The sequence below is a fragment of the Salinicoccus roseus genome (genome assembly GCF_003814515.1).
In the GTDB taxonomy this organism is placed as follows: Bacteria; Bacillota; Bacilli; order Staphylococcales; family Salinicoccaceae; genus Salinicoccus; species Salinicoccus roseus.
The window spans coordinates 405,103-416,669 of the sequence record NZ_RKQJ01000002.1; the positions used below are offsets into that span (position 1 = coordinate 405,103).

An 11,567-nucleotide genomic window follows, 5' to 3' on the forward strand; every position below is an offset into this window, starting at 1 on the left:
GCTTGTCCTTTTTATTTGCTGCAAAAAAATAGCCGCCATCCTGGGATGGCAGCCGCCGTTCGCTTATTGGATTACAAATGCTTCTCTCTCTTCATTATAGAATGTCACTTCAACGTTCGATGTCAATACATCCGTATATGTATATGACACTCTTTCAAAGCTATGTTCCTCCTGATCGAGTTCTACGACGAAGACAGAAGGATACGTTTCTCTAAGAATACCCCGTCGTTCAATCAATTTCTTGCGCCCTCCATTTGCACGGAGTAAAACTGGATTACCCAATTGACAATCAAGAATATTTTTGATGTCGACTAAAGTTTTTGGCATTTGGCCCACCTCACTACACCCATTATAGCAAGTTTACATAATTCTGTCAAAATTTCGAGTAAATTCAGTCAATTTTCAGAATTCCACACTCATTGTGAGTTCAGGAAAAGCTTTGAGTGCATCATATATTTTGGCAAAATCTTCTGTAGAAAGGCTTTCGCCGCGGCGTCTTGGATCGATGCCGGCCTGCTCCAGCATCTGATGGATCACATCCTTTTTCTTCTTGCCATCTTCGAAAATGCTTGAATAGTTGTTCAGAATCGTCTTCCGCCTCTGGCCGAATGCTCCGCGCGTCAATTTGAAGAACAGCGCTTCATCCTCCACGTTCACCTTCGGTGCCTCGCGGCGCACCATCTCCACGATGATGGAGTCGACATTCGGCGGTGGCATGAATACTGATTTCGGGACATTCTGGACCACACGCGCCTCGGTGAAATAGTCGATTGCGATGGACAACGACCCATACGCCTTACTGCCTGGAGCGGCGCTGATCCGCTCCCCCACTTCCTTCTGCATCATGACATAGAAGCGTGCAATCGGAAGGTTCTGTTCCAGGAAATTCATCAGTATCGGCGTTGTAATGTAGTAGGGCAGATTCGCTACGACAATGACCTCATCACACTCCGAAAATTCTTCGGCAATCCTTTTTCTGATATCGGCCTCCAATATATCCTCGTTGATCACTTCAATATTGTCGTATGGGGAGAGCGTGTCCCGGAGCACGGGAATCAGGCGCTGATCGATCTCAAAAGCGACCACTTTACCCGCACGCTTCGCAAGCTGCTCGGTCAATGAACCGATGCCCGGCCCCACTTCGATGACGCCGGTACGCTCTGTGATGCCGGCTTTGTTCAGCACCTCCCTGATGACATTCAGGTCGACAAGAAAGTTCTGTCCCAGGCTCTTCTTGAAGGTGAAGCCGTGGTCTGCCAATATTTGTTTTGTTCTTCCTACTGTCGCAATATCCTTCATTCTATTCACCTTTTAATTCATTTAGTATGCGTTCCACCTGTGCATGCCCAATACTGTAGCGGTTCAGCTTCTTCCTGAGCTGTCCCGCATTGGCATAGCCGATATTCAGCCGATTGCACAAGTAGGTCCGACGATTTGCAGCTTCCCTGTTGCCGGAGAGGCCCCACCGGACCATATCCTGGATGGTGATGGTCTCTTCCGGCTCCGACACGCTCGTATAAACCTTGGAGAGGCTTTCTATGATGTCCTCCACGGAGGCGTGCTCTATGCCGATGCCCCCGTTCCGTCCCTTTGCTTTCGCCCGCGGCATGAATGCCTCTTTGATGTCGGGGAACCTTTCGAGTATCGTATTGCGGATCTTCTGTCCGGGATAATCCGGATCTGTAAATATGATTGCACCTCTCGTAGCCAGCGCCACTTCTATTTCGCGCATCACCGTTTCATCGATTGCAGAACCCTTCGTCTCTATTGTTTCACAGGAAACAGCTTCGTTCAGACGCCTTGTATCATCCCTGCCTTCAACGATGATGACTTCTTTTATTGCTGGTCTGTCCATATATGCACCTCATTTTCATAATATCACATTTTTCATGCAAAAAATAAAACCACCGTCGATGCGGTGATTTTATTTCTATATCCCAAAAAGCCTTTCGGCGTTCTCTGTTGTCTGTTTTGCCAATTCCTCATAAGGCATCTCCCTGAGCTCGGCGATCTTTTCTGCAACGAGCTTCACATGGGCAGGTTCGTTCCTTTTCCCCCGATACGGATGCGGTGCCAGATATGGCGCATCCGTCTCCACAAGCAGCCTGTCTATCGGCACATGTTTGGCAATTTCTTTCGGGTCCTGGGCGTTCTTGAATGTTACAGGACCACCGAGCGAAACATGGAAGTTCATGCCGATGACTTCATCTGCAACTTCAGGGGTGCCGCTGAATGCATGCATGATGCCGCCGACTTCATGGGCACCTTCCGACTTCAGGATTTCAACACAGTCCATTGTCGCTTCGCGGTTATGGATGATGATCGGAAGATTGACACGCTTGGCTAAGGCGATCTGCTTTTTGAAGATTTCCTTCTGGATGTCATGTGGAGACTTCTCCCAATGATAGTCCAGGCCGGTCTCACCGATGCCGACGATCTTCTCATGGCTGGATAGCTTCTCTATCCATGCAAGATCCGCGTCTGTGCAGTCGATGGCATCGACAGGGTGCCATCCGATGACACCATATATATGGTCATATCGATCAATCAGATCCATCGTACGTTCAATCGTCTTCCTGTCGAAGCCGACGACCACCATCTTGCCGACACCCGCTTCTTCCGCGCGTTCGATGACGGCCTCCAGGTCTTCATCATACTGGTCTGCATTCAGATGTACATGCGTATCAATAAGCATGATATGCCTCCTTATTTGACTGTACTGCCATTCTCGATTCCGCTTGGCACTGATATCAGCGTCAAATGATTGCCCTTCTCGGCTGTAAGGATCATGCCCTGGGACAATTCTCCCCGAAGCTTCACCGGCTCGAGATTCGTCACTACAAGCACTTTCTTGCCGACGATATCCTCAGGTTCATACGCCTCACGGATGCCGCTTACAATCTGACGCTTCTCACTTCCAAGGTCCACCTCGATTTTGAGGAGCTTGTCCGCTTTCTTGATGCCTTCTGCATGAATGACCGTCGCAACTTTGATTTCCACCTTGTCGAAATCCTTTATTGTGATCTTCTCCGCCTCATCTGTTTCTTCATCTTCTTCCTCTGGGGCATCCGGCGTCATAAGATCTTTGATATGAGAGACTTCCGCCTCCACATCCAGACGCGGATAGATCGGTTCCGGTTTCGCAATCATCTGGCCTGCTGTACGGATGCTTCCGTACGACAGGATGGAGTCGAATGTCTGCAGCGATTCATCCGTCACGTTCATCTGTCTGAAGACCTCTTTTGGCCCATGTGTCAGATATGGCTTCAGGAGGATTGCGATGATGCGGATGTTTTCCGCCAGGTGGACCATGACACTGCCCAATGCTTCGCGCTCTGCCTCGTCTTTTGCGAGGACCCATGGCTGTGTCTCATCAATATACTTGTTCGTACGGCTGATGATCGTCCATACGGCTCTGAGCGCCTTGTTGAATTCCATCTCCTCCATGCTTGCCTCATAGAGTTTGACGTTCTCGTATACAGTACTCTCCAGGCTTTCATCAAATGCATTGTTGTGTCCTGTGTAGTTAGGTAGATTGCCGTCGAAGTACTTGTTGATCATAGAGATTGTACGGTTGACCAGGTTCCCGAGGTCGTTTGCCAGGTCATAGTTCGTACGGTCGACAAAGGCTTCCGGTGTAAAGACGCCATCAGAACCGAATGGCACTTCACGCATCAGATAATAGCGGAGCGCATCAAGACCATAGCGATCCACAACCGTTTCCGGATAGACGACATTGCCTTTCGATTTCGACATCTTGCCGTCTTTCATCACCAGCCAGCCGTGGCCGAGTATCTTCTTCGGCAGTGGCAGATCAAGTGCCATAAGCATGATCGGCCAGTAGATGGCATGGAAACGAACAATCTCCTTGCCGATCATATGGAGGTCCGCAGGCCAATATTTCTGGAACAGACCGTCATCATCCGCCTCGTAGCCGAGTGCCGTAATGTAGTTGCACAGGGCATCAATCCATACATACACCACGTGCTCCGGATTCGATTTGACGGGTATGCCCCAGTCGAATGTCGTGCGGGATACTGCCAGATCTTCAAGACCCGGACGGATGAAGTTGTTCAGCATTTCATTCCTGCGGGATTCCGGTTGGATGAAGCCCGGATTTTCCTCATAGAACTTCTCGAGGCGTTCTGCATATTTACTCATTTTGAAGAAGTAGCTTTCTTCCTTAACGAGTTCCACTTCATGACCACTTGGCGCCATGCCGCCGATCATATTGCCGGCATCATCCCGGTAGACTTCCTCCAACTGGGTTTCTGTAAAGAATTCCTCATCTTCGACGGAATACCAGCCTTCGTATTCACCCAGATAGATGTCACCCTGCTCGTAGAGCTTGTCAAATATCTTCTGGATTGCAGCCTTGTGGCCCGGGCTCGTCGTACGGATGAACTGGTCATTGGTGATTTCCAGAAGCGACCAGAGGTTCTGCATATATGCTGCCATATCATCCACATATTTCTGTGGCGAAATGCCCATTTTTTCTGCTTTTTTCTCTATTTTCTGGCCATGTTCATCAGCACCGGTCAGATAATAGACATCATATCCGCGCATGCGCTTGTACCTTGCCATGACATCGCATGCAATCGTTGTATAGGCGTTGCCGATATGCAACTTTCCACTTGGATAATATATCGGTGTGGTGATATAGTAAGTTGGTTTCTCCATGCTCTTCCTCCTATTTGTTCATCTATTAAATATAACTAATATAGCGGTTTTTTTCAATAATATCAGTGGTTTATATTGGCACCTGAGGAAGCAATATGCTATAATCAGCAAGAACTCAACAGAGAACCGTCATATGTTTATTGACAATTGTTGGGAAATATGATAATTCGATGTTTCATTAATTTTATCTTGGGTAACCAATCTAGATACTGATCCTCCCTTTTCATGATGTCTTCTTGGACATGGATAGGAAGGTGGCATAGGGTAAGTGGATGAATGAAATTATGGAGGGATTCTTATGAAATCAACAGGGATTGTACGTAAAGTGGATGAACTTGGACGGGTGGTCATCCCTATAGAACTGAGGCGTGTACTTGACATTGAAGTCAAGGATGCACTTGAAATATATACGGATGACGATACAATCATTCTCAAGAAATATAAACCACAGATGACATGTGCCGTCACTGGAGATGTCTCGGAACAGAACATGCGCCTTGCAGACGGCCGCATTATTCTGAGCCAGGAAGGCGCAGAGAAGCTCATCGAAGAAATACAGTCAAAAATGAATAAGTAATGCATAAAAAATAAGCGGCGACCACCGCTTATTTTTTTGTTTCATGAAACTCGTCATAGACATCCTGCTTCTTCAGCCCGCGGGCTTCCGCCACTTTCTTGATTGCCTGCTTTGGTGTCAGCCCCTCTTTTATGAGTGCCTCCACATGTTCGGCCACTGGTATGTCGAAGTGTACCGATTCTGCTTCTGCTCCCTCGATGACGATGACGAACTCCCCTTTCAAAGGGACCTTTCCGCCCAACAGCTCCAGCATTTCGGAGGCCGGCCTTCTTATATGCTGTTCGAATTTTTTCGTGATTTCCCTCGATATGCTGACCATCCTGCTTTCATCAATATCTCTGATCATTGCCACTGTATCTTTTATCTTATGGGGCGATTCATACAGCACAGAGGTCAGCTCATGGGCCATGATTTCCTTCAGCTTCTTCTTCCGCTTCCCCCCTGTCTTCGGCAGAAAACCGAAGTAGGTGAATTCGTATGAGGGGATGCCACTTGCGACAAGAGCCATTGCAAACGCGGAACCTGATGGGATGACCACGTGTTCAAGCCCTTCATCCTGCATTCGGGCGACCAGTTCAAAACCGGGATCGGAAATGACCGGCATTCCTGCATCACTTACCAGGGCGAACGTTCGGCCATCATGCATCTCTTCGATGATCCGGTCTTCCACTTCCTCCTTATTGAAATCATGATATGCCCTGAGGGGTGTATCGATATCAAAATGTGTGGTCAGCTTCCGTGTTGTACGTGTATCCTCGCACAGTATGACATCTACGTTTTTGAGCGTCTCAACCGCCCTGTAGGTCATGTCTTCGAGGTTGCCGAGCGGCGTCCCCGTGATATAGAGTTGCACATCCATCCCTCCTGATCAATGCCAGCTTTTCCTGTCTGGACAGTTTTTTTATTGCATGCTCGCGCTTCAGCGCTTCACTTCTTGTATTATGTGCTTCATGATACATGAGCTCGACCGGTCTCCGGTTGCGGGTATACTTGGCCCCCATGCCACTGTTATGCTTCTCCAGCCGCTTGGCGACATCTTTTGCATAGCCGGTATAGAGTGTATCATCGGCACATTTCACGATATAGACGAAGTGCTCAGCCATAGTAGACCGCCATCATCTCGTCCGTATAGTTTCCCTGTGTGTCATAGATATAGAGCGGTGGCAAAACATCCGCATAAGCCTGACTGTTGAATATGGCCTCTACCAGGACAAACAGCGCCGTCCCGGCTGAAACGTCATTATAGACGTACTGCAGCCGCCTGACGCGGAATCCTGCATTGAAGAGTTCATTCACCACTTCCATGCTCCGTTCAGCACGATGGACCATATACAATCTGCCCTTGTTCTTCACCAGAAAACGTGCCGCACCGATGACCCCTTTGAGGTCGATGTGGATTTCATGACGCGCTATACTGTGCGGTCCTTTGTTCTTCAGCGGCTGATTGTTTGTGAAGTAGGGTGGATTCACTGTAATGACATCAAAGCTGGAATGCTCGTACATTTCCCTGATGTTTCTGATGTCCCCCTGGCTCACCCGTACCTGTGATTCCTTGCCATTCATTACGATACTGCGCTCTGCCATATCGACGAGTTCAGGCTGGAGTTCCACCCCTTCAATGGGAAGCCCAGTCCGGTGTGACAGCAGCAGGGGAATGATGCCATTTCCAGAACACAGGTCTATGATGCTGCGGTCCCTCTTCAAAAATCGTGTGAAATTTGCCAGCAGCAGCGCATCCACTGAAAATGAAAACACTGCCTTGCTCTGGATGATCTTCATCGACTCCCTGAACAGTTCATCCACACGTTCTCCATCTTTTAACATGTATTCACCCTCAATAAATAAAGCGGCCGAAGCCGCCTAGTTGTTCCTATGCTGAAGGAAGCCCTGGCAGAAGAGACAATCTTCGCCATGCCGGTGTGTGCCGAAATGGATACTGCACACATGGAACCCTTCATCATAAAGGTTATTTAAAGTATTCTGCTTGAATGACTTCGCCTTCTCGGATTCTTCTTTTGCCAGAAGCTGTTCGTAGTTCTCTTTCTCCATCTGCAGGCTTACATTCTCCTCGACGAGACGCACCGAGAGCTCCTTCAGCGTCTGAAGTTCCTCATACATATGGTTCATATCCGCTTCAAGCTTGCTGATGTGTGTAAACAGACGTTCGCGATCCATTACTGCACCCCGCCGGCTGCGTTCAGTTCGTCACAGTGATATTCGCGGATATAGTCATCCTTGTACTTCACTTTGACGACCAGATCCAATATGTTCATGCCGATCACAACAGCACGACCATCAGGCGTCTCGATCGTCTGACCGACATCAGGCATCTGCTCGCGTGCATCTTCATAATACTCATCTTCATAATTCAGACAGCACATGAGACGGCCGCAAGCCCCTGATATCTTTGTAGGACTCAAAGAAAGATCCTGATTTTTGGCCATCTGGATACTCACCGGAACGAAATCCCCAAGGAATGTCGAACAGCAGTGTGCGCGTCCACATGGTCCGATGCCGCCAAGATATTTTGCTTCGTCCCGTACCCCGATCTGACGCAGCTCGATGCGCGTCTTGAAGCGCGTCGCCAATACACGCACCAGATTTCTGAAGTCCACCCTTTCATCAGCCGTGAAGTTGAAGATGAGCTTCTTGCGATCCAATGTGTACTTGGCATTGACAAGCTGCATGTCGAGCCCTTCCTTTACAACCGCCTCTTTGCAGAAGCCGAGTGCTTCCTGGGCCAATGACTGGTTGTTATGGAAAGTCTCCACATCTTCTTCTGTCGCCCTGCGGACGAACCGGCCGTCCGGTTCTACAATGTTATCTTTTGGGACATGGTAGTTCGGCTTTACAACGCGCAGCATTTCAATACCGCGTTTTGTCTCCGTGATGATGAAATCATCGCGTTCCACCTTGTCTTCTTTAGCTTCTATATAAATATTATCGAAATAGTCCAATTGGGTAGCAGTGATGAGTTCTATCATAATCATTCAACCTTTCGAGCAGATAACCATACTTTCAAATACGAGCATTGGATGCACATTGGACTGCAGCAGACGGTTTGCGGTCTGAATTTCCTCCAGCATGTGCGACAGCTTTTCTATACGCTGTCCTGCCTTCATATTCTTCACTTCATCCCCAAACGGTCTGAAATCCTCAAGATCCAGGAGCTCATGCAGACACTGCCTGACGTAACCGTCGATCATCTGCAGGAGGAGGCCATAATCCCTCCTGTTCTGGCATAGATCGATCATTGGCTTGATTTCTATCAGTACGAGGGGGTGGTTTCCGAGCCACTTTGCTGAGAACGCCATCGCAGCCTGCCTCAGATCCGAAAATGATGCCTCGAGATCTTTGACATGCTGGGCGTTCAGAGCCAGTACATCTACGGTGGTAAGTTCTGCCTGACTCAATGCATCCAGCATCTTGATTCGATCATTGCGTTCACCTTTTATATGGATGTGCTGTGCCCTCGAGTGGATGGTCGGAAGTATGCTGCTTTTATCTATGGTAAGCAGTATTGCAATCGTCTTGTCCGGGGGATCTTCAAGAAACTTCAAAACGCTGTTTTCTGCCTGAGGTGTGAGCTTTTCGAAGGCTTCGATCACATAAACCTTATAGTCGGATTCTGTGGGTTTGCGGTTCATCCTCCGTACAAGATCCTCTATTGCTTCTTTCTTGATTGTCGTTTCCGAAGTTTCAAGATAGAAATAGTCCGGATGGTTGCCTTCTGATATAAGCCGTGCATGCCTTGGAGTATCTCCAAGGATGTTCAGTGCAAAGTATTCACCATAACGTTTTAAAGTCTCTATTGCATCCCCTTCGAACATATACGTATGACTCAATCTGCCGTTTTCTATAATTCGATTCAATTGATTTTCGACGACGCTGTTTTCTGCCTTCATAGCACTTCACTCTTAAAATCTTTCAAATTGTTCTATAGGCAGTACAAATACTGTTGCGCCGCCCACTTCAACCTCTACAGGATAAGGGATATAGGAGTCAGCGTTTCCTCCCATTGGTGTGACTGGAGCCACTGTCTGCTCCCTGTTGCCACATGTATCATCAATCAGTGTGAGCAATTCGTCCACACGCTCATCTCTGACACCACAAAGGAAGGTTGTGTTTCCCGCCCTCAGAAATCCACCTGTTGTAGCAAGCTTTGTACTCCTGAAGTCTTTTTTAGCCAACCGATCAGCCAGCCTCTGACTGTCATGATCCTGTACAATAGCAATTATCATTTTCATGACTGATTCACCTCTTGATTCAAGTATTGGTTGATTACTTCTATTGCATCTTCCATCACCTTATCCGGTGATTGGCTTGCATCTACTATCTTAATGCGTTCCGGGAAGTTTTCTGATAATTCATTATAACCCATAACCACATTTTTATGAAAGTCTATTTCTTCGGCATCCAGCCGGTTATGCTCCCGGTTATTGCTGCTGATGCGCTCAAGACCGATTTCAGGATCCAGCTTCAGATAAATTGTCAAATCCGGCATATGGTCTTCTATCGCAAAACGATTGATGGACATTACTGCCTCGGCGCCAATATGCCGCGCATAACCTTGATAGGCAATGGAGCTGTCTATAAAGCGGTCACACAGGACAATCTTGCCTGCATCCAGTGCAGGAAGGACCTTCTCCATCAGATGTTGGCGTCTGGACGCAGCAAAAAGCAATGCCTCAGTCCTTTCATCCATGTCATTTCCTTTGGTCAAAAGGATTTCCCTGATCATTTCGCTGATCCCTATGCCTCCAGGCTCACGCGTCATGATCACTTCATGCGATTTGGAAAGATGTTCGAAAACCCGGGCGATGAGCGTCGTCTTTCCCGACCCTTCCGGCCCTTCAAATGTTATGAAATGGCTCATTGGTCACCCTCATTATTATAGTATTGTAAATTATATTTTATACCTTCTATTCTAACATGATTATGAAGATAGTGCTTAATCGATTTGAGGTGGCTCCCTGTGATCACTTCATTTTCACGGACAAGCGGAACACCCGGAGGGTAGGGTACGATGCTTTTTACACATATCCGACCCTTCAATATATCGACCTGCCCATCAACAGGTTCGAGTCCCCTTTCCTTGAACTCCATCTCTTGGATGCGTTCGATGAGCAATGAAAATGGATAGCTGTCCCCTCGATGGAAGAGGGGAAGGCAGAACAGGACTCCTTCATCAGTCACCATCTCCGGATAGATATGAAGGTCAGTGAAGCTCGCATGCAGCATGAAAGGATTCATGCCATTGTAATTCAGTAGAAGCTTCGCCGGGTCATCCTGTTCCTTAACTTCGACTCCTTTACTTTCCATTGCTTCAATGAGTGTCTTCCTTTTTCGGAAGAATTCCCCTGATGAATAATTCATATAGAATTCATGCGCCTGCTCCATCGAAAGCAGGAGCAGGTAGGAAGGGCTCGATGTCTCGAAATAATTGATGTATTTCATGATCCTTTCATACAGGGCTTCATCCCTTACAAAGATGACTGAAGACATCGTCAGGGCAGGCAGCATTTTATGATATGACTGGATCGCAATGTCTGAAGCGAACTTCATCGAGGATGAGGGAAAGCTTTCTGCTATGTCGAGATGCGCTCCGTGGGCCTCATCGATTAGTACAAGGCCGCCATAGGAATGAATATGATGAATCATACCTTCGATGTCAAAGCATTCTCCATTGTATGTAGGATACGTGATTATCACTACTTCTCCTGGATGAAATTCAGTCATGCAGACCACACTGCGATCAATCTCTTGAAAAGTGCTTCCTGCAAGATCCAAAGCATGGTAGACGGATTTATGGGCGTCCCTCACAACAATGAAATGGTGATGAGTTCGGGAAAGTGCATAAATGGCAGATATGATGCCGTTTGTAGTTCCATTCACCATCAGCTGCGCTTTGTAGCCTTCATATTTCTCTGCAATATTTACATTGAGTCGAGAGAGTACCTCCCCAGGATCATGAAGATCATCAAGCCCCTCTATCTCTGTCATATCATAACTCCAGTCCAGATTCGACAAATGACCGATGGTATTATTTTTATGTCCAGGTACATGCATTGAGATGCTTTCAGCATCAATTTTTTCAGTTATTCTTTCATAAAGTTCCATATATTCACCACTGGTTCATATGTTTTCCTTCAATTATAAGCAAAAGGTGTCCAGAAACACAAAAAAAGGATTCCTATAAAGGAATCCTTGTATGTAATTGCCCGGCGGCGTCCTACTCTCACGGGACGTCAGTCCAACTACCATCGGCGCTGGAGAGCTTAACTGCTGTGTTCGGCATGGGAACAGGTGG

At 47.5% G+C, this 11,567-nt stretch carries 15 protein-coding genes and 1 rRNA gene; 1 reads left to right on the forward strand and 15 read right to left on the reverse strand.

Features of this window, described 5'->3' with window-relative positions; genetic code table 11:
• Window positions 1–63 precede the first annotated feature (63 nt).
• The 5 genes from EDC33_RS09100 to metG all read right to left on the reverse strand — a co-directional run bounded on the left by EDC33_RS09100 (window position 64) and on the right by metG (window position 4,680).
• Entirely contained in the window at window positions 64–327 is a 264-nt protein-coding gene (locus EDC33_RS09100) for a Veg family protein (RefSeq protein WP_031547719.1), read from the reverse strand.
• A gap of 75 nt (window positions 328–402) precedes the next feature.
• Complete coding sequence (rsmA, locus tag EDC33_RS09105) at window positions 403–1,299, reverse strand: 16S rRNA (adenine(1518)-N(6)/adenine(1519)-N(6))-dimethyltransferase RsmA (protein ID WP_124010945.1); 897 nt, start codon at window positions 1,297–1,299, stop codon at window positions 403–405.
• Window position 1,300: 1 nt separating this feature from the next.
• Window positions 1,301–1,855 (reverse strand): ribonuclease M5, encoded by a 555-nt coding sequence (rnmV, locus tag EDC33_RS09110; protein ID WP_124010922.1) that lies wholly within the window; start codon window positions 1,853–1,855, stop codon window positions 1,301–1,303.
• Window positions 1,856–1,930: 75 nt separating this feature from the next.
• Window positions 1,931–2,695 (reverse strand): TatD family hydrolase, encoded by a 765-nt coding sequence (locus EDC33_RS09115; RefSeq protein ID WP_124010923.1) that lies wholly within the window; start codon window positions 2,693–2,695, stop codon window positions 1,931–1,933.
• Between the two features lie 11 nt (window positions 2,696–2,706).
• The gene (metG, locus tag EDC33_RS09120) at window positions 2,707–4,680 is read right to left on the reverse strand and encodes a methionine--tRNA ligase (protein ID WP_124010924.1); all 1,974 of its coding nucleotides are present in this window, start codon (window positions 4,678–4,680) and stop codon (window positions 2,707–2,709) included.
• 298 nt (window positions 4,681–4,978) lie between these two features.
• Here metG and abrB point away from each other — a divergent pair, with 298 nt between their 5' ends.
• The gene (abrB, locus tag EDC33_RS09125) at window positions 4,979–5,257 is read left to right on the forward strand and encodes a transition state genes transcriptional regulator AbrB (protein ID WP_031547729.1); all 279 of its coding nucleotides are present in this window, start codon (window positions 4,979–4,981) and stop codon (window positions 5,255–5,257) included.
• A 28-nt stretch (window positions 5,258–5,285) separates the two neighbouring features.
• On the opposite strand, the gene rsmI is transcribed toward abrB, so the two are convergent.
• The 10 genes from rsmI to rrf form a co-directional block, all read right to left on the reverse strand.
• Window positions 5,286–6,110, reverse strand: coding sequence for a 16S rRNA (cytidine(1402)-2'-O)-methyltransferase (gene rsmI / locus EDC33_RS09130; protein WP_124010925.1), 825 nt, complete (start codon window positions 6,108–6,110; stop codon window positions 5,286–5,288).
• Window positions 6,046–6,360 carry a GIY-YIG nuclease family protein gene (locus tag EDC33_RS09135; protein WP_084185013.1) on the reverse strand — a complete coding sequence of 105 codons (315 nt, stop codon included), beginning with the start codon at window positions 6,358–6,360 and terminating at the stop codon, window positions 6,046–6,048. Before EDC33_RS09135 ends, rsmI begins: the two co-directional genes overlap by 65 nt.
• Window positions 6,353–7,081 carry a tRNA1(Val) (adenine(37)-N6)-methyltransferase gene (locus EDC33_RS09140; RefSeq protein WP_124010926.1) on the reverse strand — a complete coding sequence of 243 codons (729 nt, stop codon included), beginning with the start codon at window positions 7,079–7,081 and terminating at the stop codon, window positions 6,353–6,355. Before EDC33_RS09140 ends, EDC33_RS09135 begins: the two co-directional genes overlap by 8 nt.
• A gap of 36 nt (window positions 7,082–7,117) precedes the next feature.
• Entirely contained in the window at window positions 7,118–7,432 is a 315-nt protein-coding gene (locus EDC33_RS09145; protein WP_094906069.1) for an initiation-control protein YabA, read from the reverse strand.
• Window positions 7,432–8,241, reverse strand: a complete 810-nt coding sequence (locus EDC33_RS09150; protein WP_084217768.1) for a PSP1 domain-containing protein — start codon at window positions 8,239–8,241, stop codon at window positions 7,432–7,434. The genes EDC33_RS09145 and EDC33_RS09150 overlap by 1 nt, the downstream gene beginning before the upstream one ends.
• 6 nt (window positions 8,242–8,247) lie before the next feature.
• Complete coding sequence (locus EDC33_RS09155) at window positions 8,248–9,162, reverse strand: DNA polymerase III subunit (RefSeq protein ID WP_040106343.1); 915 nt, start codon at window positions 9,160–9,162, stop codon at window positions 8,248–8,250.
• 12 nt (window positions 9,163–9,174) lie between these two features.
• The gene (locus EDC33_RS09160) at window positions 9,175–9,504 is read right to left on the reverse strand and encodes a cyclic-di-AMP receptor (RefSeq protein WP_040106344.1); all 330 of its coding nucleotides are present in this window, start codon (window positions 9,502–9,504) and stop codon (window positions 9,175–9,177) included.
• Window positions 9,501–10,133 carry a dTMP kinase gene (gene tmk, locus EDC33_RS09165; protein WP_094906067.1) on the reverse strand — a complete coding sequence of 211 codons (633 nt, stop codon included), beginning with the start codon at window positions 10,131–10,133 and terminating at the stop codon, window positions 9,501–9,503. The genes EDC33_RS09160 and tmk overlap by 4 nt, the downstream gene beginning before the upstream one ends.
• Entirely contained in the window at window positions 10,130–11,377 is a 1,248-nt protein-coding gene (locus EDC33_RS09170) for a hypothetical protein (RefSeq protein ID WP_124010927.1), read from the reverse strand. The genes tmk and EDC33_RS09170 overlap by 4 nt, the downstream gene beginning before the upstream one ends.
• A 99-nt stretch (window positions 11,378–11,476) precedes the next feature.
• Window positions 11,477–11,567: ribosomal RNA gene (rrf, locus tag EDC33_RS09175) — 5S ribosomal RNA — on the reverse strand; the annotation flags it as partial.